This is a genomic window from Kitasatospora sp. NPDC056273, from assembly GCF_042268845.1.
Taxonomy (GTDB): Bacteria; Actinomycetota; Actinomycetes; order Streptomycetales; family Streptomycetaceae; genus Kitasatospora.
On sequence record NZ_JBHJSJ010000082.1, the window covers coordinates 1 to 20888 of the forward strand.

General features: G+C 74.4%; 21 protein-coding genes. 13 read left to right on the forward strand and 8 right to left on the reverse strand.

Annotated features, from left to right (window positions below):
* A partial coding sequence (locus ACFCY1_RS38595) for a M28 family peptidase (RefSeq protein WP_375877552.1) occupies window positions 1-1817 on the forward strand: 1817 nt, incomplete at its 5' end.
* A 111-nt stretch (window positions 1818-1928) separates the two neighbouring features.
* Here the strand turns inward: ACFCY1_RS38595 and ACFCY1_RS38600 are convergent.
* Complete coding sequence (locus ACFCY1_RS38600; protein ID WP_375877553.1) at window positions 1929-2705, reverse strand: hypothetical protein; 777 nt, start codon at window positions 2703-2705, stop codon at window positions 1929-1931.
* A 113-nt stretch (window positions 2706-2818) separates the two neighbouring features.
* Entirely contained in the window at window positions 2819-3424 is a 606-nt protein-coding gene (locus ACFCY1_RS38605; RefSeq protein WP_375877554.1) for a hypothetical protein, read from the reverse strand.
* A gap of 196 nt (window positions 3425-3620) precedes the next feature.
* Here ACFCY1_RS38605 and ACFCY1_RS38610 point away from each other — a divergent pair, with 196 nt between their 5' ends.
* On the forward strand, window positions 3621-4859 hold the full coding sequence (locus ACFCY1_RS38610; RefSeq protein ID WP_375877555.1) for a cytochrome P450: 1239 nt from the start codon (window positions 3621-3623) through the stop codon (window positions 4857-4859).
* Here ACFCY1_RS38610 and ACFCY1_RS38615 read toward each other — a convergent pair.
* On the reverse strand, window positions 4816-5355 hold the full coding sequence (locus tag ACFCY1_RS38615; RefSeq protein ID WP_375877556.1) for a MerR family transcriptional regulator: 540 nt from the start codon (window positions 5353-5355) through the stop codon (window positions 4816-4818). The two genes, ACFCY1_RS38610 and ACFCY1_RS38615, sit on opposite strands and share 44 nt — an antisense overlap.
* 141 nt (window positions 5356-5496) lie before the next feature.
* Here ACFCY1_RS38615 and ACFCY1_RS38620 point away from each other — a divergent pair, with 141 nt between their 5' ends.
* The 3 genes from ACFCY1_RS38620 (at window position 5497) to ACFCY1_RS38630 (ending at window position 9298) form a co-directional block, all read left to right on the forward strand.
* Window positions 5497-6738, forward strand: coding sequence for an MFS transporter (locus ACFCY1_RS38620; RefSeq protein WP_375877557.1), 1242 nt, complete (start codon window positions 5497-5499; stop codon window positions 6736-6738).
* Between the two features lie 75 nt (window positions 6739-6813).
* Window positions 6814-7320, forward strand: a complete 507-nt coding sequence (locus tag ACFCY1_RS38625) for a carboxymuconolactone decarboxylase family protein (protein ID WP_117486856.1) — start codon at window positions 6814-6816, stop codon at window positions 7318-7320.
* A gap of 181 nt (window positions 7321-7501) precedes the next feature.
* Complete coding sequence (locus ACFCY1_RS38630; protein ID WP_375877558.1) at window positions 7502-9298, forward strand: penicillin-binding transpeptidase domain-containing protein; 1797 nt, start codon at window positions 7502-7504, stop codon at window positions 9296-9298.
* A gap of 153 nt (window positions 9299-9451) precedes the next feature.
* Here the strand turns inward: ACFCY1_RS38630 and ACFCY1_RS38635 are convergent, their stop codons facing one another.
* Window positions 9452-9799 (reverse strand): hypothetical protein, encoded by a 348-nt coding sequence (locus ACFCY1_RS38635; protein WP_049651406.1) that lies wholly within the window; start codon window positions 9797-9799, stop codon window positions 9452-9454.
* Window positions 9800-9926: 127 nt separating this feature from the next.
* Window positions 9927-10319, reverse strand: coding sequence for a nitroreductase family deazaflavin-dependent oxidoreductase (locus ACFCY1_RS38640; RefSeq protein WP_375877574.1), 393 nt, complete (start codon window positions 10317-10319; stop codon window positions 9927-9929).
* A gap of 239 nt (window positions 10320-10558) precedes the next feature.
* Here ACFCY1_RS38640 and ACFCY1_RS38645 point away from each other — a divergent pair, with 239 nt between their 5' ends.
* Window positions 10559-11242 (forward strand): TetR/AcrR family transcriptional regulator, encoded by a 684-nt coding sequence (locus ACFCY1_RS38645; protein WP_375877559.1) that lies wholly within the window; start codon window positions 10559-10561, stop codon window positions 11240-11242.
* A 95-nt stretch (window positions 11243-11337) separates the two neighbouring features.
* Here ACFCY1_RS38645 and ACFCY1_RS38650 read toward each other — a convergent pair whose 3' ends face one another.
* Together ACFCY1_RS38650 and ACFCY1_RS38655 are read right to left on the reverse strand one after the other, a co-directional pair.
* Window positions 11338-12570 (reverse strand): RNA polymerase sigma factor, encoded by a 1233-nt coding sequence (locus ACFCY1_RS38650; RefSeq protein WP_375877560.1) that lies wholly within the window; start codon window positions 12568-12570, stop codon window positions 11338-11340.
* Window positions 12567-12938 (reverse strand): YciI family protein, encoded by a 372-nt coding sequence (locus tag ACFCY1_RS38655; protein ID WP_375877561.1) that lies wholly within the window; start codon window positions 12936-12938, stop codon window positions 12567-12569. The genes ACFCY1_RS38650 and ACFCY1_RS38655 overlap by 4 nt, the downstream gene beginning before the upstream one ends.
* A 295-nt stretch (window positions 12939-13233) precedes the next feature.
* Between ACFCY1_RS38655 and ACFCY1_RS38660 the strand changes: the two genes are divergently transcribed.
* Window positions 13234-14136: a UTP--glucose-1-phosphate uridylyltransferase gene (locus tag ACFCY1_RS38660; protein ID WP_049651410.1), complete on the forward strand. Its 903-nt coding sequence runs from the start codon at window positions 13234-13236 to the stop codon at window positions 14134-14136.
* A 95-nt stretch (window positions 14137-14231) separates the two neighbouring features.
* On the opposite strand, the gene ACFCY1_RS38665 is transcribed toward ACFCY1_RS38660, so the two are convergent.
* Entirely contained in the window at window positions 14232-15461 is a 1230-nt protein-coding gene (locus tag ACFCY1_RS38665; protein ID WP_375877562.1) for an FAD-dependent monooxygenase, read from the reverse strand.
* Window positions 15462-15629: 168 nt separating this feature from the next.
* Here ACFCY1_RS38665 and ACFCY1_RS38670 point away from each other — a divergent pair, with 168 nt between their 5' ends.
* From ACFCY1_RS38670 to ACFCY1_RS38695, 6 genes are all read left to right on the forward strand, one after another.
* On the forward strand, window positions 15630-16655 hold the full coding sequence (locus ACFCY1_RS38670; RefSeq protein ID WP_375877563.1) for a hypothetical protein: 1026 nt from the start codon (window positions 15630-15632) through the stop codon (window positions 16653-16655).
* 226 nt (window positions 16656-16881) lie between these two features.
* Window positions 16882-17217, forward strand: coding sequence for a hypothetical protein (locus ACFCY1_RS38675; protein ID WP_049651413.1), 336 nt, complete (start codon window positions 16882-16884; stop codon window positions 17215-17217).
* A 168-nt stretch (window positions 17218-17385) separates the two neighbouring features.
* Window positions 17386-18963 (forward strand): peptidoglycan-binding protein, encoded by a 1578-nt coding sequence (locus ACFCY1_RS38680; RefSeq protein WP_375877564.1) that lies wholly within the window; start codon window positions 17386-17388, stop codon window positions 18961-18963.
* A gap of 5 nt (window positions 18964-18968) precedes the next feature.
* Complete coding sequence (locus ACFCY1_RS38685; RefSeq protein WP_375877565.1) at window positions 18969-19448, forward strand: protease inhibitor I42 family protein; 480 nt, start codon at window positions 18969-18971, stop codon at window positions 19446-19448.
* Window positions 19445-19840 (forward strand): hypothetical protein, encoded by a 396-nt coding sequence (locus tag ACFCY1_RS38690; RefSeq protein ID WP_074005972.1) that lies wholly within the window; start codon window positions 19445-19447, stop codon window positions 19838-19840. Before ACFCY1_RS38685 ends, ACFCY1_RS38690 begins: the two co-directional genes overlap by 4 nt.
* Before the next feature lie 175 nt (window positions 19841-20015).
* On the forward strand, window positions 20016-20846 hold the full coding sequence (locus ACFCY1_RS38695) for a glycerophosphodiester phosphodiesterase (protein ID WP_375877566.1): 831 nt from the start codon (window positions 20016-20018) through the stop codon (window positions 20844-20846).
* The last annotated feature ends 42 nt before the right edge of the window (window positions 20847-20888 follow it).

Consider the following 20888-nt stretch of genomic DNA (forward strand, 5'->3'; position numbering starts at 1 on the left):
GCCGGGTCTTCTACGGCGGCATGCTGCTCAAGACCAGCGGCATGACCTACAAGCGCTACCGCACCGCCACCCTGACCGCCGCCAAGAGCCTCGACGCCACCTGCGCCTTCTTCAACCGGACCAAGGCCGCCTGGGACGCCGTCAGCGTCCCCGCCCAGAGCGGCGACCCGACCTGCACGCCGTCCGGCAACAACGACTTCTCGCTGTCGCTCGGCCCGGCGTCCGGCTCCGTCCAGCCCGGCGCCTCGACCTCGTCGACGGTGAGCACCGCCGTCACCTCCGGCACCGCGCAGACCGTCGGCCTCACCGCCTCCGGCCTCCCGGCGGGCGTCACCGCGAGCTTCAACCCCTCGTCGGTGCAGGCCGGTTCCTCCTCCACCCTGACCCTGTCCGCCTCCGCGGCGGCCGTGGCCGGGACCTACCAGATCACCGTCACCGGCACCGCCGGCGCCACCACCCACACCGCCCAGTACGGCCTGACGGTCGGCGGCGGGGGCAACCCCGGCGGGCCCGCGCCCGACATCGACGTCGCCAAGGTCCAGGCCCACCTGTCCCAGCTGAACACCATCGCCAACCAGAACGGCGGCCACCGCCGGGCGGGCAGCGCCGGGCACAGCCAGTCGATCGCGTACATCAAGGCCAAGCTGCAGGCGGCCGGCTACAACGTCACCGAGCAGACCTGCACCTCCTGCAGCTACCAGTCCAACAACCTGATCGCCGACTGGCCCGGCGGCCCGTCCGACCAGGTCACCATGTTCGGCGCCCACCTGGACAGCGTCTCGGCCGGCCCCGGCATCAACGACAACGGCTCCGGCTCGGCCGTCCTGCTGGAGAACGCGCTCGTGCTCGCCCAGCAGAACCCCAGCCTGACCCGGCACGTCCGGTTCGGCTGGTGGACCGGTGAGGAGCAGGGCCTCCAGGGCTCGCAGTCCTACGTCGGCCAGCTGAGCTCCGCCCAGCGCTCCGCGATCAAGGCGTACTACAACTTCGACATGGTCGGCTCGCCCAACGCCGGCTACTTCATCAACAACATCAACTCCGCGGCGTCGGCCCCGATGAAGGCCTACTGGGACTCGCTGAACCTCAAGCCGGAGGAGAACGTCGAGGGCCAGGGCCGCTCGGACGACTACTCCTTCCAGCAGGCCGGCATCCCGACCTCGGGCTACGCGGCCGGCGCCGACGCCACCAAGACCTCGGCGCAGGCGGCCAAGTGGGGCGGCACGGCGGGCCGTTCCTACGACTCCTGCTACCACTCGTCCTGCGACACCACCAGCAACGTCGACGCGACGGTGCTGAACCGCAACGCCGACGGCGTGGCGTACACCATCTGGAAGACCTCGGTCGGCGGCACCGCGCCCGCCAACGACTTCTCCCTCTCGGTGAACCCGACCACCGCCACCGTCAAGCCCGGTGACACCACCACGGCGACGGTCGCCACCTCGACCACCTCCGGCTCGGCCCAGACGGTCAACCTGACCGCCTCGGGCGCCCCGGCCGGCGTGACCGTCTCCTTCAACCCGTCCTCGGTGCAGTCCGGCGGCTCGGCGACGCTCACCGTCGCCACCGCCGCCTCGACCGCCACCGGCACCTACACCATCACCCTGACCGGGACCGGCTCGGCCACCCACAGCACCAGCTTCTCCCTGGTGGTGGGCAACGACTCGCCGAACCCGGGTGGCACCTGGACGCCCGGCACCACCTACCAGGCGGGCGACGTGGTGACCTACAACGGGGTCAGCTACCGCTGCCTCCAGGGCCACACCGCCCAGGTCGGCTGGGAGCCGCCGATCGTCCCGGCGCTCTGGCAGGCCGTGTGACCGGGGTGCGCTGACGCCCGGTGAAGCCGCTGCGCCGCGGTCCGTCGAGGGGGACGGACCGCGGCGCAGCCGTGCGCGGGGCGGGGGTCGCGCGGAGCCCGCGCAGCGGGCTCAGCCGGGGTGGAAGGCGACCCGGACGGTGGCGTCGAAGGGGAGGATCAGCCCGTTGCCGGTCTCCCAGGTCCAGGTCCGCGGGACCAGGAACATCCGGCCGCCGGAGAGGGCCAGCAGCCGCAGCCCCTCGTAGCGGTAGCGGAACCGCGCGCCCTGGTCCACGTCCGGCAGCGCCGTCTCCCACACCCCGGGCCACCCCAGGTGGAGGCGTTCGGGGGTGTCCAGGACGACCGCCGGGCGCCGGTAGAGGTGGTGGGCGAGGTCCTCGGCGTCGGCCGTCCCCTTCTGCTGGGCGTAGTCGCCGACCGCCCAGTACGAGCAGAGCACGATGAGCGCCACGCTGACGCCCAGCGCAGCCCGCTCCCCGGTCAGCGGGTACGGTGCGCCGGTGCCGCGCACGTACATCATCCGGGCCAGGACCGCGAGCAGCAGCGCGCCGCCGATCAGCAGCGGGGTGCCCAGCGGGCCGGCGTCGAACACCTCGAAGCCGGCCAGGAGGCCGAGCACCAGCAGCGGGACGACCAGTGCGGCGACCGCCCAACAGGCCCGGCGCACCGTCCGGGCGCCGGGCCCGCCCTTCCCGGCCGCCCTGGTCGCGAGGTGGTAGCCCAGAGCGCCGACCAGCGCCCCGCACAGGGCGACCCCAGCCGGGAGGTAGAGCGCGGGGGAACTGCGGATCAGCAGGTCCTGGGTGGCGAAGCCGATCGTGCCGGCGTCGATGCCGAAGAAGGCGTAGAGCGAACTGGTGTAGGCATAGCCGAAGAAGAAGAGCAACGCGGTGAGGAGGGTGGTCGGGGCGATCCAGGTGGCGAGCCTGGTGAGCCAGTCGGCCCAGGAACGCGGCTGCGGCTGCCGCTGCCCGTCCGGGGGTTCCTCCTCGGCAGGTCTCAGGGGGTGCTCCCGGCGCCGCTGGACGGGCTCGACCCGTAACTCGGGGTCGCGCCGTTGCCGGTGGTCGCCCCGTCGTCGGGGCTGACGACGACCACCGAGCCCGCGGCCTCGATCCGCTTGGAGGAGTCGTCGGCCGTCACCGTGAGGCAGACGGTCCGGTCCTTGGTCCCGGGCTTCCACTGCGGGAGCCGGAAGTCGACCAGCTCGGTCTTGCCGTCGGTCACCCGCACCTGCTGCGAGGCGGGGGTGGCGTACGACGTGCTGCCGCACTCGGCGACCTTGCTGATCACGGCCGTGAAACTGGTCTTCGACGGGAAGGACAGGGTGATCCGGGCCCTGTTGTCGATGCCCTGGACGCTCGCCGAGGGCTCGCCCGCGGTCCGGAACCCGCCCTGGTCCCCCTCGTCCTTGGTCCGCTGGTCGTCCGGCAGGCCCGAGCCGCTGCTCTGGCCGTTCCGGGTGGCGCCGGCCGACCCGGATCCGCCACCGCCGCCGCAGGCCGCGAGGACCGGGACGAGCAGGGCGGCCGCCAGCCACCGGCCCGCGCCGGCAGGCCTTCCCGTTCGGATCCCGCCGCCTCCGAAGTGCCGGGTCCCGGGCATGCGTTCTCCCATCCGTGCGGCGTGCAGGGGCCGGTCGGCCCCGCCGCACCGTACCCGTGCGGGTACGGCCGATCGGGCCGCCGCGCCGCCCCCGGCCGGGTCGGCCAGCCGTTCGGCGCAGCCCGGACGGGCGGCGCGCTGGCATAGAGTCGGACCGCAACCGACGAACCGTCAGCAGAGCGGAAGGACACGACCTGTGAGCACCGAGACCCGTCCGGTACCGGAGCTGGCCGCGGAGGTCGTCGAGCGGTGGCGGGCCGAGGAGGCCGAGCTCGTCGACCTGCTGGCCCGGACCCAGCGCGGTGTCGGCGGCGTCGCCGCCTTCCGGCTCGGCCCGGCACCGACCGTCCTGGTCACCGACCCGGCCGCCGTACAGCACGTCCTGGGCCACCACCCGGACCGGTACGTCAAGCGCTCGCACCGCGCCCGGATGCTGGTCGGGGACGGCGTGCTGTCCGCCACCGGCGACCCCTGGAAGCGCCAACGGCGGGTGCTGCAGGCGCAGTTCACCGGCACCGGGATGCGCCGCTACGAGCGGCGGATCGCCGCGGCGGCGCACCGCACCGCCGAGCGCTGGGAGGGGTACCGGCGCAGCGGGGAGGCCTTCGACGTCGGCGAGGAGATGCGCGGCTTCGCCCTGGACACCGTCTGGCGGGCGCTCACCGGGCTGCCGCTGGACGACCGGACGGACCGCGAACTCCGTTCAGTGGAAAGGGTGGTGGCCGCGATGCCGACCCTGCCGACCAACGCGGCGGACGCCCGGGACGCGGTCGCCGAGGACCTCGCCCGGATCGACGCGGTGGCGCACGCGGCGATCGACGCGGCGCGCTCGGCCGGCCCGACCGAGGAGCCCGGCGTGCTCCGGGTGCTGCTCGACGCGGGCGAGCAGGACCCCGGGTACACCGACCGGTTGCTCCGCGACGAGCTGGTCACCCTGCTCGTCGCCGGCCACGAGACCACGGCCACCACGCTCACCTGGCTCTTCCTGCTGCTCGACCGCCACCCCGAGGCCCGGACGGCCGATCCGCAGGCGCTGGTGAGCGAGACGCTGCGGCTCTACCCCTCCGCCTGGCTGCTCCCCCGGCACGCCGTCGAGGACGACGTCATCGCCGGGCACCGCATCGCCGCCGGGACGGACGTGCTGGTCTGCCCGTACCTCACCCACCGCGACCCGGCGCTCTGGCCGGACCCGGAACGCTTCGACCCCGCCCGCTTCGCCCACGGCGCGGACCGCCCCGGGCAGCTCGGCGCCTACTTCCCGTTCGGCCTCGGCGCCCGCGCCTGCCTGGGCACCCGGTTCGCGCTGCGCGAGACCACGGCACTGCTGGAACTCCTGCTGCCGATGGGGCCGTTGACGTTCCGCTCGCGGCCGACGGGGGCGGCGTACAGCATCACCGTACGGCCGGACGGGCCGACGCCGGCGGTGCTGGGCTGAGGCCTTCCTGCGGTGTGGCGCTGCCCGACCGCGGGTGCTCCGACCGCGGGCCGTCCGGCCGGGCGGGCAGGAAGCCGTCGGCGAGCTCCTCGCCGGCCAGGGCGGCGTCGACCCGGGCACTGATGTGGGCCCGGGTGGTCGGGCAGTCGAGCGGGCGGTCCCGACTGCACAGCAGCATGTGGGTGAGGACGGCCGCGGCGTGCTCCAGCCGGCGGGCGCGCTCGAGCATCCCGTCCCGCTGGGCGTGCAGCAGCGCCGTGCGGTCGGCCGCCCGCTCGCTGGCCAGGACGGCGGCGGTCCCGCTGACCGGGATCATCCCGTCCACGTGCCAGAGCTGGACCAGGGCGAGGCGCTCCAGCGACTCCCGGTCGTAGTAGCGGACCCGGCCGCGGCGGGCGGCGGGGGCGATCAGGCCGCACTCCTCGTAGTAGCGCAGGGCGGGCACCGAGAGGCCGAAGGCCGCCGAGACCTCGGTGATCGAGTGGAGCTCCGCCATCCGCCGCCGCCTCCTTCGGGGTTGCGCCCAGGCCGAGTTGGGCTCGACCGGGTGCGCCGGGACCGGGTTGCGCTCAAGCACGCTTGAGCGAGAACGCTTAGGCAAGCCTAACCTCTCATCGAAGCGAAGGGCTTGCTCCCCATGCCGCTCACCGACCCGACGGCCACCACCGCGTCGGCCACTGCGACCACCACCGCACCCGCCCCCTCCCGCACCCCACGGGCCGCCGGGGCCCTGCTCGTCCTCGGTTTCGTCCTGCTCAGCCTCAACACCCGGGTCGCGTTCGGGCAGATCGGGCCGCTCGCGCCGGTCGCCGGCTGGGGCCCGGGCACCGTGACCCTGCTCGCGCTGCTGCCGCCGCTGTGCATGGGCCTGTTCGCCCCGCTCGGCGCCCTGGCCCGGCGGCGGCTCGGCGAGGAGCGCGGGCTGTTCTGGGCGAGCGTGCTGCTGCTGGCCGGGGCGGTGCTGCGGACGGCGGGCCTGCCCGGGCTGTACGCGGGCACGGTGCTGGTGGGCGTCGCGGTGGCGGTGGTGAACGTGCTGATCCCGGTGTTCGTCCGGGCCCGCTTCGCACCCCGGCGGATCGGCACCATGACGGGCGTCTACGCGCTGTCCATGGGCGCCGGTTCGGCGGTCGTCGCCGCGCTGGTCGCGCCGGTCGCGGGCGCCTGGTCCTGGCAGGCCGCGATCGCGATCGCCGTCGTCCCGGCGGCCCTGGCGGCGGCCGGCCTGGCGCCGCAGCTGCGGGTCGCGCGGACGCCGGCCGGGCCCGTCGCACCCGCCGGGCGCCGCCGGGTCGGGAGGACGGCGCTCGCCTGGAGCCTGACGGCCTTCTTCGGCGTCCAGACCCTGGTCTTCTACGCGACGCTGGCCTGGCTGCCCACCGTCCTGGTCGACGCGGGCCTGAGCCGGACCACCGCCGGCACCGACCAGGCCGTGCTGATCCTCGGCCTCGCCGTCGGCGGCTTCCTCGCCCCGACCCTGGCCGCCGCCCGGAGCGACCAGCGGCCGCACATCCTGGGCGTGGCGGCCGTCTGCGTCCTCGGCCTGCTCGGCCTGGTGCTCGCCCCGGCCGACGGGGCGCCGCTCTGGGCCGCCGTCCTGGGCATCGGCATGGGCGGCGGACAGGCGCTCGCCGCCGTCCTGTTCGCCCGTCGGGGCACCGACCCGGACCACGTCGCCGCGCTCTCCACCATGGCCCAGACCTGGGGCTACCTGCTCGCCGCCACCGGCCCCGCGCTCGCCTCCGCGCTCCACACCGTGAGCGGGTCCTGGGCGGCGCCGCTGCTCGCGATGGCCGGTCTGGTGGCCGTCGGCTGCGTCCTCGGGCTGCGGGCGGGCCGCGCTGTCACAAAGCCGCGCCGCGATCCGTCGGACCGGTGAGCGGGTGGCCGCACGGTCCACCCGGTCGAGCGGTCACCCGCTCATCCGCTCATCCGCGAGAAGAGGAACACCACGATGAACGCCCGTCCGATCACCGCCGAGGTCCCGCTGCGCCCGCGCATGGCCCAGGACCCGGTGCAGCTCGTCCCCGAGCTCGCCGAGGTCTCGGCCGCACTGTTCAAGGCCACCGGCAACCGGTCCGTCCCCCGCAGCACCATCAGCCTGGTCCAGCTGCGGGCCGGCCAGATCGCCGGCAGCACCTACCTGACCGTCCTGCACACCGGCTTCCTGCGCAGGGCCGGCGAGTCGGAGGAGCGGATCGCCTCGGTGGCCGGCTGGCCGGACTCCCCCTGGTTCACCGCCCCGGAGCGCGCCGCGCTCGCCCTGGTCGAGGCCGTCCTCCAGCCCAACCCGCACGGCGAGCGGGTGTCGGACGCGCTGTACGCCGAGGTCGCCGGGCACTACGACGACACGGCGCTGACCACGCTCATGCTCGCCATCGGCCAGGTCAACTTCTTCACCGCCATCGCCCTGGTCGCCAAGCCCGTGCCCGGCCGCTCCTTCACCGACCCCTGGGCCTGAGCGGCCGCTACGGCCCGCCCGGCCGATCTCCGGGCGGGCCGTCCCGCTGTCGACCGATCACCCGTCCCGGCATAGGCTGGTCCGCGCCCGAACGGACCTTCGTCCGGTCATCGGGCCGGCGGGCCGACATGCCGGAGGGGGCGTGCCCGCCACCACGGAGGATCGCAGGGGGGACGGAAGCATGTTCGAGGAGCACAGGGACAACCGGCACGACGGGCACGCCGGGCACGCCGGGCACGAGCAGGACGGCCGACTCGCCGATGTCGAGATCGAGTACGACCAGTACGACGATCTGGACGACCTCGACGGGCATGACGGGAACGACGACGGGGCACCGCGCAGCTCGACCACGCGCCGGGTCGTGATGGTCGCCGCCGGCGGGGTGTTCGCCGCCCTGCTGGCGGTCGGCGGCTACGGCGCCTACAACGTGCTGAACGCCGTGACGGACAACGGACCGGCCGGCGGCCACCAGGGCGCCGGCACCGTGGCGAAGGCCCCGCAGGAGCCGCCGACCGCCGAGCAGGCCGAGTCGACGGCCAAGGAGTTCCTGGCCGCCTGGAGCCGCGGCGACATTCCGGCCGCCGCCGGTCTGACGGACCGGCCGGAGACCGCCCGCGCCGCACTGGCCACGTTCCACGAGCACATGGGCGCCCGCTCGCTCGCCCTGACCGGGACGGGCCCCGCGAAGGCCGAAGGCCCGAGCGAGCCGGCCCTCGGCTTCCGGGTGAAGGCGGAGTTCGAGGGCACCCCGGACGCCTGGGAGTACGACAGCGTGCTGAGCGTCGTCCGGTCCCAGGACGGGCGGCCCGTGGTGCGCTGGAAGCCGTCCGTGATCCACCCCCAGCTCACCCCGGGCCGGACCATCGGGGTGCAGGAGACGCCCAACCCGGTGTCCAAGCCCACCGACCGCAAGGGCCGGCCGCTCGACACCTTCCCGTCGCTGCGCGCCGTCCTCCCCCAGATCGCCCCGCCGGACGGCGCGGCCGCCACCACCGGACGGGCCGTGGTGCTCTCGGGCGGCGGCGAGTCGGAGCCGCTGTTCGTGCTGACGCCGCCGAGCGCCCCGGTGGTCAAGCTGACCCTGGACGCCGACCTCCAGCAGGTGGCCGAGGACGCCGTCAAGCAGCAGGCGGCGAACGGCAATCCGGCCTCGCTGGTGGCCGTCCAGCCGAGCACCGGCCACATCCTGGCGATCGCCAACGCCCCGCAGGGCGGCTTCAACCGCGCGCTCGCGGGCGGCCAGGCGCCCGGCTCGACGATGAAGGTGATCACCTCGGCCGCGCTGCTGGAGGCGGGCGTGCGCCCGGACACCGTGGTGCCGTGCAAGGAGACCACCTACTCCCCGCGCGCCTGGCACAACGACGAGAGCGGCGACTTCCCGTCCTACACGCTCGCGGACGACTTCTCCCGCTCCTGCAACACCGGCTTCATCGACAAGGGCCTGGAGAAGCTCCAGCCCGGCACCCTCGGCACGGTGGCCCGCGACCAGTTCGGCCTCGGCCTGGAGTGGCACATCGGCGTCCCGAGCCGGGACGCCACCATCCCGACGCCCGGGAACAAGGACGAGGCCGCGGCCGCGTACATCGGCCAGGGCCGGATCCAGGTCAACTCGCTGGTGATGGCCTCGGTCGCCGCCACCGTGCAGAACGGGACGTTCCGCCAGCCCGTGCTGCGCGAGGACGCCAAGCGCGTGACGGCGCCGAGCAGGCTCCCCGCCGACGTCGCCCGGGACCTGCGCGCCATGATGGCCAAGACCGCCACCCAGGGCACCGCCCGTACCCCGATGGCCGGCCTGTCCGGCCAGATCGGCGCCAAGACCGGCACCGTCGAGGCCGGCGGCCAGGCCACCAACAGCTGGTTCATCGCCTACCGCGGCGACCTCGCCGTCGCCGCCGAGGTCGAGGGCGGCGGGCACGGCTTCAGCGCGGCGGGCGTGGCCGCGGCCCAGGTGCTGAAGGCGGGCGGCGGCAAGGGCTGAGGCCCGGTCCGGCGCGCACCGCCCGCGCGCCGCGACCGCACCGCCCCGCCCGCGCACTGCTACCGCACCGCCCCGCCCGCGGACGCGCCTCGGCGCGTGCGCGGGCGGGGTGTCACAGGGCGGGCAGCGGGGTGTCCAGGCGGGAGCGGGACCTCAGGCGGGGCCCTCGCCGTGGATCAGGCGGAGGTTCGGCATACCGGGGAACGGCGGGGTGTGCTCCGCCTCCCGCTCGGCGTTCAGGTCGGCCAGCATCCGGACGCCCCTCGCCCGGAACTCGGCCTTGCGCTCCTCGTCGGCCTCCTCCTCTCCCGGGTAGAGGACGATGTGGACGGCCCCCTCCTCGCCGTCCCAGGTGTAGCTGCGGTACGGCGGGATCTCGATCCCGTCGATCGTCTCGATCCCGTCGACGATCTCGTATCCGTCGATCGTCATGATCTCGTCGGTCTTCTCGGGTTCGTCGGCCTTCTCGGGTTCGTCCGTCGCTTCGGGCTCGTCCCTCATGGGGAACCTCCGGTGGTTGTCCTCGGCTGGTCTGCCGCCGTGGACAACGATTCGGGAGCAAGAAGGGCCCGGTGACTCACCGTAGTTCCTCCCTTCCGGTACGAACACCCCCGTCCGGCAGGGGTGTTCAGCTGCCCGTGATGCGGAAGACCGGGTAGCCGGGGGCGATCCGGAGCAGGTCCTCGGCCGGGGCGTCCGGGCCGATCCCCTCGAAGAACGGGGCGACCTGCCAGTTCCAGCGGCGCAGGTAGGCGCGGAGCACCTCGGGCTTGTCGGCGTCCGGGAGTTCGGTGGCACCGAAGGCCTCGGTGCGGCGGCCGACCCGGAGTTCGCCGGTGCCGGCCGCCCGGAGGTTGCGGACCCACTGGGTGTGGCCGCGCGGCGCGACCAGGTAGCGCTCGCCCTCGTGGGTGAGGATGTTGACGGGGGTGGTGCGCCACTCGCCGCTCGTGCGGCCGCGGACGGCCAGCACCCGGGAGCCCCAGAGGCTGACCCCGGCCTTGGCGCAGGCGGCGACCATGCCGTTGAGCAGCTTGCCGGCGGCGATGCCCAGGCGGGTGGTGGGCGCCTGGAGGCGGATGGTGGAGCTGGGCAGGTGCTCGGCGCGGGACATCGCGACTCCTCGGTTCCGTGAATACCGCTTCTCTTCGAGAGCACTGCTCTCGCTTCGACGTCTTCAGCATGGCACCGGCGGATGAAAGAAACAAGAGCAGTGCTCTCGCTTGTGTGCGGCGCTCCGAAATGTGGCAGTCTGTCCCCATGCCAGCGATCCGGACCGCCCGCGAACGGGCCCGCGAGGAACTCACCCGCGAGATCAAGCAGGAGGCCCGCCGCCAACTCGCCTCGGTGGGCGCCCAGCAGCTGTCGCTGCGCGCCGTCGCCCGCGAGCTGGGCATGGCCTCCTCCGCGCTGTACCGCTACTTCGCCAGCCGCGACGAGCTGCTGACCGCGCTGATCATCGACGCCTACAACGAACTCGGCGCGGCCGCGGAGGGCGCCCTCGCCGCCGCCGGGGCGGCCGCGCCGCGCGAGCGCTGGCGGGCGCTGTGGACGGCCACCCGCGACTGGGCCCGGGCCAACCCGCACGAGTTCTCGCTGCTCTACGGCACCCCGGTGCCGGGCTACGCGGCGCCCCGCACCACCGTCCAACCCGCCACCCGGCTGCCGTTCGCCCTGATCGGCGTGGTCCGCGACGCCAGGCTGCGGCCCACCCAGCCCGTCCCGCCGCCGCGCGGCGCGCTGGCCGGGCAACTGACCCGGATCGTCACGGAGTTCGGCCTCGACCTGCCGCCGCACGTCCTCGCCCGGACCATCGGCGCCTGGGTGCAGCTGGTCGGCCTGATCGGCTTCGAGCTCCACGGCCAGCTGGTCGGCTCGTTGGACCCGGCGGACGACTTCTTCGCCTGGACCACCGAGCAGACGGCCGACGCGATAGGGCTCTGACCCCGGGCCCCGGGCCCCGCGAAGCGGCGCGGCCGGGCGGCCCGACCGGACGCGGCTCAGCAGGCCCGATCAGCAGGCCCGATCAGCGGGCCGGCTCAACCGGCCGGCCGCACCCGGCCCGCCCGGGTCTCCAGGTAGCGGCGCTCCGCGAGGCTCGCGGTGGCCCGGGCGGCGCGCCGGTAGTGCTCGTACGCCCCCGCCGTGTCGCCGGTCCGCTCCAGCAGGTGCGCCCGGACGGAGAGCAGCCGGTGGTGGCCGGCCATCCGGGCGTCCGCGTCCAGCGCGGCGAGGAGTGCCAGGCCGGCCTCCGGGCCCTCGGTCTCGGCGAGGGCGATCGCCCGGTTGAGGGTGACCATCGGGTTGGGTGCGATCCGCTCCAGGATCAGGTACAGGGCGTGCACCTGCCGCCAGTCGGTGTCCTCGGCGCGGGCCGCGTCGGCGTGGGTGGCGGCGATCGCGGCCTGGAGCCGGTACGGGCCGAGCTCCGGCCCGGCCAGCGCCGCCTTGACCAGCGCCGTTCCCTCCCCGATCAGGTCGCGGTCCCACCGGGTGCGGTCCTGTTCGGCCAGCGGGACCAGGTCGCCGGTGGCCGTCGTCCGGGTCGCGCGGCGGGCGTGGGTCAGCAGCATCAGCGCGAGCAGCCCGGCGACCTCGCCGTCCTCGGGCAGCCGCGCGCGCACCGCCCGGGTCAGCCGGATCGCCTCGCGGGCGAGGTCGAGGCGGTGCAACTCGCCGCCGGAGGTGGCGGTGTAGCCCTCGTTGAAGATCAGGTAGAGCACGTGCAGGACCACCCGCAGCCGCTCCTCGCGCTCCTCCGCCGACAGGGCCCGCCCGGGCTGCTCGAACGAGCCGCCGGCGGCCCTGATCCGCTGCTTGGCCCGGCTGATCCGGGCCGCCATCGTCGCCTCCGGCACCAGGAACGCGCGGGCGATCTCGGCCGTGGTCAGTCCGCCGACCGCCCGCAGCGTCAGGGCGGTCCGGGACGCCGCGGTCAGCGCCGGGTGGCAGCACAGGAACAGCAGGAGCAGCGTGTCGTCGGTGTCCGGCACCTCCTCCGGGACCACCTCGGCGGCCGCCGTCGCCCACTCCCGCTCGCGCCGCGCGCGGTCGCCGCGCAGCTGGTCGATCAGCCGCCGCGAGGCGACCGTCACCAGCCAGCCGCGCGGGTTGTCCGGCACCCCCTCGGACGGCCACTGCACGGTGGCGGCGAGGACGGCCTCCTGCACCGCGTCCTCGCACCCCTCGAAGCGGCCGCACCGTCGTACCAACGCGCCGAGGACCTGCGGCGTGAGCCCACGCAGCAGGTCCTCGAAGTCCGGTTCCGTCATGCCTCCAAGTGTCCGTCGGAGAACATCACCTGCCGCACCTCGACGCCCAGCCCCTCGATCGCGGCGTCCGGGATGCGGCCGGCCAGTTGGACCGCGCGTTCCTTGTCCTCGCAGTCGACCAGGTAGAAGCCGCCCAGGAACTCCTTGGCCTCCAGGAACGGTCCGTCGGTCACCACCGGCTGCCCGTTGCGGACGGTCACCACGGCGGCCTGCGACGGATCGACCAGCGCCTGGGTGAGGACCAGCTCGCCGGACTCCTTGAGCTCCTCGATGAACCGGCCGTGCCCGGCGCCGATCGCCCCCTTCTCCTCGTCGGTCAGCGCGTCCAGCACGGCCGGGTTCAGGTGCAGGCTGATCAGGAACTTCATCTCGTCCTCCTCGGGTTCGCGGGCCCCGGCGGGGCCGCCCTCGACCGGTGGTCGGAGCGGGCGACGCCGTCTTGACGTCCCCCGGCGGACAAATCTCCCACGAATCCCCTCGCACCTCCCGCGCCCCACGGCTCACCGGCCGCTCGCGGGCGGCGGGCGCAGCCGGACGGCCGCCGGGGGTCCAACTTCCGTACGGCAGCCGTCCACTCAACGTGCCGCCGGTCCTTGATAGCGTCGGCCGTGACGCCGCGTCACCAAGGCGTCGCACCACCGACGAAACGAGAGAGCGTCTCACATGGCCCCCAGGACGATCCGCCGAGCCGTCATCCCCGCCGCCGGGCTCGGCTCCCGCCTCCTGCCGCTGACCAAGGCCACGCCGAAGGAGATGCTGCCGGTCGGCGACAAGCCGGTGATCGAGCACACCGTGCGCGAGCTGGTCGAGAGCGGCATCACCGACATCACCATCGTCGTGAACGGCGACAAGGGGCTGATCCAGGAGCACTTCCGCCCCAACCCCGTCCTGGTCGAGCAGCTGCGCCGGGACGGCAAGGAGGCCTTCGCGGCGGCGGTCGAGGAGGTCGGCGAGCTGTCCCGCAAGGGCCACATCAGCTACCTCTACCAGCACGGCCCGTACGGCAACGGCACCCCGGTGCTCAACGCCGCCCGCCACTTCGGGGACGAGCCCTGCCTGGTGCTCTGGCCCGACGACGTCTTCGTGGCGGAGGTCCCCCGCGCGCAGCAGCTGATCAGGGCGTACGAGCAGACCAACGCGCCGGTGCTCGCGCTGATGCCGATGGCGCCCGAGGACTCCTACCGGTACGGCGTGCCGGTGGTGAAGGAGGACCTCGGCGGGGGCTCGCTGCGGATCAGCGGCCTGGTCGAGAAGCCGAAGCCGGCCGACGCACCCTCCTCGTACGCGGCGATCGGCGGCTACGTCATCACCCCGGGCATCGTCGACGAGCTGCGCGAACTGACCCTCCGCTGGCACGAGAAGCCCGAGGACGAGGTCTACCTGACCGACGCCATCAACGCCTACGCGGCCCGGCGCGCGGTCTACGGGCAGGTCATCGCCGGCACCTGGTACGACACCGGCAACCCCGCCGCCTACCTGCGCGCCCAGTTCGCGGCCGCGCTCGCCAACCCGGAGTACGGGCCCGAGCTGCGCCGGCTCGCCGCGGAGCTCTCCCCCGCCTTGTAGGACGTCCCGCCCGGACGGCCCGTGGCGGGACGGGCCGTGGCGGGACGGGTCGTCGGGGCGGATCGTCGGGGCGGCGAAACCGGCGGTCGGGGCGGTCAGTACGCGGGCAGGTCGAAGTCGAGGGCCGCCCGGAAGGCCGCCTCCAGCTCCGGACCGGGACCTTCGAGGTTCGCGATGCTGTCGACCCGGGCCCGCCGGTCGCCGGTCAGTTCGAGGATCGCCTGGTTGGCGGCCACGTGGTCGCGCAGCCGCCGCTCGTAGGCGGGGTAGGCCGCGCGGTGGTCGCCGTCGGCCGCGTGCAGCTCGCCCGCCAGGACGTAGGCGGCGGTCAGGGCCACGCTGGTGCCCTGACCGGTGAACGGGGAGCAGCAGTAGCCCGCGTCGCCGAGCAGCACGACCCGGTCCTTGGACCAGCGCTCCATCCGGATCTGGGCGACGACGTCGTAGTGGAAGGCGTCGGTCTCCTCCAGCGCCCGGAGGAAGCGCGGCACCTCCCAGCGCGCGTGGGCGGAGCGCTCGGCCACCAGCCGCCGCTGCCGGGCGGGGTCGCGCGGGAGCATCCGGTCGAGCGGCTCCTCGGTGTCGAGGCCGACGAAGACCCGCAGTTCGCTGTTGTCGCGGACGGTCATCGCCATGCAGAACCAGTTCTGGTCGTCGCCGAGCCGGTGGACGACCTCCCAGCGGTCCAGGCCCAGGTGGTTGGGCACGCTCCAGCCGGCGAGGTAGGTGCCGATGGGGTGCAGGTAGTCCGCTTCGGGGCCGAAGACGAGGCGGCGGGTGTTCGAGTGCAGGCCGTCGGCGCCGACGACCAGGTCAAAGGCCTGCTCGGTGCCGCCGCGGAACCGGACCTCGACGCCCTCCCGGTGCTGCACCAGGGTGTCGATCGAGTCGCCGAAGCGGTACTCGACGCCGGGCCCGGCGGTTCCGGCGCCCCCGACGCCCGCGTCCGCCGAGGCGATCAGCCCGGCGAGTTCGTCGCGCAGGATCTCCACGTCCGGGCCGTCGACCGGCCCGCCGGTGGCCGTCCACTCGGTGGTGCGGCGCAGCTCGCGGCCGTCCGCGTCGACCACGGACATCCCGCGCAGGCCGGTCCGACGGGCCCGGATCTCCTCCAGCAGCCCCATCCGCTCGATCACCGTCAGGGCGGTGCCGCGGACGTCCACGGCCTGCCCGCCGCCGCGCAGCGAGGGGGCCCGCTCCACGACGGTGACGCGGAAGCCGTACCGGTTCAGCCAGTACGCGAGGGCGGTGCCGGCGATCCCGGCGCCGGAGACCAGGACGGAGGTGGTGCGCGGGCCGGAGCCCGGCCAAGTGCTGTTCGACATGGTGTTCCTCCCATGGATTGCTCTGTCTCAACACCACTGTGCGGTCCGCCACTTGCAGGACGCGGACACCGCGCTGTCACCGTCGGCGGGACACCGGCACGGCGCTGACAGCACGGCGCCGGGGACCCTGGTCCCGGGCGCCACCGGCCACTCTCTAGGGTCGACCCCATGCCGAGAACCACACCCCCGCGCCCGCTCGACGTCGAGGCGCTCTTCCCCGAACTGGCGCACCACCGGGGGACCACCACCCGGCTCCATCCGCGCCCCGGACGGCCGGACGCCTCGGCGAGCTCCGTCGGCGGCCCGCTGCTGTGGCCCGCGGACGAGCCCTGGCCGGTCTGCACCGACCCCCACCCGCACGCCCGCGGTCGGCGCCCGGCGGACGTCCACCGTTCCCGGGAGGTCCTGGCCGCCGCCTGGAGCCGCGAGCAGGACCCCGGGCCGACGGACGCGGAACGGCAGCTGCTCAAGGAGCTCGACCGCCGCCACCGCGTCGAAGGCCCGGCCGCGGACGGCCCGTTGCCGCTGGTCGGCCTCGCGCAGTTCTACCGGCGGGACGTCCCCGACCTGCCGCCCGGGCCGGACGGCTGCGACCTGCTCCAGGTGTTCTGGTGCCCCTTCGACGCCCACGGCCCGGGCCGCTGGGAGATGCTGCTCGACCTGCGCTGGCGCCGTTCGTGGGAGGTCGCCGAGGTGCTGGCCACGCCCCCTCGACCGGAGGTCGTCGGCTTCGACGGGTACCTGCCCGAGCCGTGCGTGCTGCATCCCGAGCAGGTGCCCACCTACCCGTTCGCCGGCCTCCTCCCGGAGGACCTGTGCGCCCGCGTCCGCGCCTGGGAGGAGGCCCGGGAGGCGGCGGCCGAGGAGCACGGGGAGGACGACCCGCCGCTCTACCAGTACGACCTGTCCATCCCGCCCGGCTGGCGCGTCGGCGGCTTCGCCTCCTGGCACAGCACCGACCCGGCACCGATGGACTGCCACGACTGCGCGACCCCGATGCGGCTGCTGCTGACCGTCGACAGCTCGGAGTGGGACGGCGGCAGCGGCAGTTGGCGGCCGCTGGAGGACGAGGCCTCGGCGGACGGCCACGGCGTCGTCATGCCGACCGAGGTCACCGTCGGCCGCTGGGGCCTGCTCAACGTCTTCGCCTGCCCCGCCGACCCCCGCCACCCGCACCGCTGGAGCATCCAGTAGCCGGGGCCGCCGCCCCGCCCGCGGCAGGGTGACGTCCGCGGCCCGTCGCCCGGTGACTGCGGACGGAGCGTCCGTCGCCCGCCGTCACCGGGTTCCGGACGGTGTGTCATGAATTCGCAACAGCCCTCCCACCAGGCGCGATACGAATTGCCCGGGCACCGGAGGGCCCGTAGGGTGCTCGAACGCCGTCGCGTGGACGGCTCGGGGGACGCACGAGGGGTGAACCATGGCGCAGGGGTCGGGGTACGCGATCCAGGCCGGCGGGGCCGAGGGGCAGGCGAAGGCGCTGGACAAGGCGTCCGGGGACGAGGGGACGATCGGAACGGCGATCAGCGACCCGGTCTGCTACGGCGCGGACGTGTTCGGGGGCGAGGACGTCGACCCGGCGTACCGCAACTTCAGCAGCGCCTGGCAGGCGGAGACCGCGACGATCAAGAGCGCGCTGAGCGAGCTGGCCGGCAAGGTGCGGGGCTCCTCGAACGGCTACCAGTCGGCCGACGGCAGCGTGGTGAAGGACCTCGCGTCCGCCTCGCGCAGCGGCGACTACCGGCCCTTCGGCTGAGGCGGGGCCGGCGCGCGCCGGACACCGGAGCGGACGGCGGCTGACGAGCTGACGTCCGCAAGCCGATGAGCAGCCGTCGAGCGGCCGATGGGCAGCCGACGGAGGACCGCCGGGCAGCGGCGGGGAACGACACCACGGGCAACGGGTACAGGGGGCGAACGGGCCGTCATGGCAGGCGAATCCACCACGCAGCGCTGCAAGGCGCTGACCGACCGGCTGAAGGACGTCCGCGGGGCGGACAACAAGAACGATCTGATCTCCGCGATCAAGGGCGCGCTGGCGGTCCACGCGCCGGTCGGGGACCCGGGCACCATCGAGGCCACCGGCAACCGCTACAAGACCGCGGCCGCCGACTCGACCCAGCTCCACCAGGAGGTCCTGGCGGTCGCCACCTCCGGGCTGCCGGACGTCTGGACCGGTTCGACGGGCGCGAAGGCCGCCGAGGTGGTGGCCGCCGCCGCCCGCGCCGTCGACCAGCAGACCACCGCGCTCTACAACGGCGGGACGGCCCTGCTCGGCCTCGCGGACGCGCTGCGCTCCGCCCAGGGCCAGGACGGCGCCGCGCGGTCCGCGCTCCAGCAGGTGCTGAGCGAACTGGGCGGCGAGCAGGGCTGGTTCGACGAGTGGTTCGAGGACGACGAGGACGAGGCGGCGCGCAAGAAGGCGCAGCAGGCCGCCGTGCCCCAGGTCGACGCGATGCTGAGCGCCGCCAAGCACGCCGACGAGGCGGCCCGGGCGGCGGCCCGCGACCTGAACAAGCTGGCCTCCGAGGCCCGGGCGGGGAAGATGAAGACCAACGCGGTCACCGCCGCCGACAAGCTGGTGCTGGCCGAGACCTCCGGTCCGGACGGCCCGACCGAGCTGAACGAGCTGCTGACCGCCAACGACATGAAGCGGTCCGGCGAGTACCTGGACAAGATGAACGACAAGGACCGGGCGGACTTCGAGAAGCTGCTCGCCGACTCCAAGTCCCCGCAGGAGCGCGCCTATCTGATGAAGGCGCTGGCGGCCGGCCACTCCATGGACGAGATCCGCGCCTTCCAGGGCAAGATCCACGGCAAGGACCCGGAGTGGCTCCGGACGCACCTGACGCCCGTCTACACCGAGGACGGGGACACCAGCAGCGGCGGGCAGCAGGAGAACGGCTCCAACCGGAACACGGACCAGGTGACCTTCGACGGCGCCAACTGGAAGCAGGCGGACACCGAGGGCACCTGCGTCGCCTCCTCCACCGTCACGGCCCGGGCGATGGTCGACCCGCTCTACGCGCTGGACCTGACCGGCGGCCCGTCCGGCCAGGAGGACGACCCGGCGGCCTTCCAGCAGCGGCTGCTGGCCGAGCAGCACCGGGTGCACCAGGAGGGCGACGGCGGCGCGAACTGGGACGGCATGGGGGCGGACGGCAAGGAGAAGGTGCTGGAGAAGGAGGTCAGCCCGCACACCGGCGCCGACTTCGACTACAAGCCGATGCCGGACAGCAACGCCCGGCGCGAGCTGCTGCCGGACATCGAGAAGGCGGTCGCCGACGGCAAGCCGGTGCCGGTCGGGGTCGAGGGCTACGACAAGGACGGCAAGCGGTCGGGCCACGCGATGATGATCGTCGGCCAGGAGGGCAACATGCTGCAGATCTACAACCCGTGGGGCACCACCACCTGGGTCAGCGAGGACGACTTCGTCAACGGCCGGATGGCCGGGGCCTCGGACGACCGGCTGCCCACCGCCTACGCCGTCCACCTGCCGAAGTGACCGGCGTGGCAAGGGTGTTCACGGCGGCGTCGGCGCGGAGGCCGACCCGCGGGCCACTGCGGGCGGCGGCACTGGCGGCCGTCCTGGCGGCCGGGCTGACGGCCTGCGGGCAGGACGCGCCGTCCGGTCCGGACCGCGGCCGGGTGCTCGGCGCGGAGGAGCGCTCGGTCAGCCTCGCCGTCGGCGAGCGCTTCACGATCGCCGTCCGGGACAACTCCTCGGTCGGCGACCGCTGGAGCGTCGCGACCCCGCAGCCGGACGCCGCGGTCGCGGCCCTGGTCGCGGAGAAGCTCGACCTCCCGGCGGAGTCGAAGACCTCGGACGGCGTCGGCGGCACCCGCTTCTACACCTTCGAGGCCAAGGGCCGCGGGACCACCGCCGTCACCCTCCTCAACTGCTTCCGCAGCTACTGCAACCTCCCCGCACCCAGCGAAGAGAACAGGAACATGGTCGTGCGCAACACCTACCCGGTGACGGTCCGATGAGCCCCGACGACCGCTTCCGCCCCAGGACCGACGAGGAGCTGCGGCAGCTCGACGTGTCCGCCATGCTCCGCTACGGCCTGGCCTTCGCCGGTCCGCACCGGGCCGCGCTGTTCGGCGAGGGCGCCGTCGCGGCGGCGCTGGCCGCCGACGCGCTGGGGGTGCTCCCCCGGTCGCTCGCCTTCCTCGCCGAGGTGGTGCGCAGCGGCGGCGCCCGCTACGCCGCGGACCTCGCCGAGCCGCTGCCCGGGGCGGAGCCGGCCCGGCTCGCCCGCGACTGGCTGGGCTCGGCGGCCACCACCGTCACCAGCGTCGACGGCGACCAGCTGCTCGCCCGGTGGCTGGACGCCGTCGCGGAGATCCTCGGCATGCGCCGGGACGTCCGGGGGGCCTGACGGGGCCAGGCGGGCCCGGCGGGAGGACCTGACGGGGGCCTGGCCGGGGATCCGGCCGGGGCTGGCAGCGCGTTACTGCTTGACAGGGTGCGTCATACTGTAACGCGCTGGTACGCCCGCGGATCCCGACCCCGTCGGAGCCGTCGGGCCCTCCCCCCGCAGCTCGGAGCACCGCATGCACCCCTTCCTCGACCACCCCGGGCCGCTCGCCTTCGCCCACCGGGGCGGTGACCTCGGGCGCCCCGAGAACTCGCTCGCCGCCTTCGAGGCCGCCGTCGCGCTCGGGTACCGCTACCTGGAGACGGACGTGCACGCGACCGCCGACGGTGTACTGGTCGCCTTCCACGACACGCACCTGGACCGGGTCACCGACCGCGCCGGGGCGGTGGCGGAGCTGCCCTGGGAGACCGTCAGGCGGGCCCGGATCGGCGGGACCGAGCCGGTGCCGCTACTGGAGGACCTGCTCGGCGCGTTCCCCGGGGCCCGCTTCAACATCGACGTCAAGGCGGCGCCGGCCGTCGGGCCGCTGGTCGAGGCGATCCGCCGGACCGACGCCTGGGACCGGGTCTGCGTCGGCGGCTTCTCCGACAGCCGGCTGGCCGCCGTCCGCGCCGCCGCCGGGCCCCGGCTGGCGACCTCGCTCGGCCCGCGCGAGGTGGCCCGGCTGCGGCTGCGCTCGCTGGCCGAATCGTTCCTGCCCGGGCGCGCCTCCACACGGTCCGGAGCACCGTCCGGGGCGCCGTTCGCCGGGCTGTGCGCGCAGGTGCCGGAGCGTCACCGGGGTGTCCGGGTGGTCGACCGGGCCTTCGTCCGCACCGCCCACCGGCTCGGCCTCCAGGTGCACGTCTGGACTGTGGACGATCCCACACGGATCAGGGCTCTCCTGGACCTGGGTGTGGATGGCATCATGGCCGATCGCATCGACGTCCTGCGGGACGTCCTCGGCGAGCGCGGCTGCTGGACGGACGGCAGTACCGGCTCCAGCACGGTGATGGGAACCCCATGAGCACCACGAACTCGGCGACGCACCTGCCGGACGACCCACCGA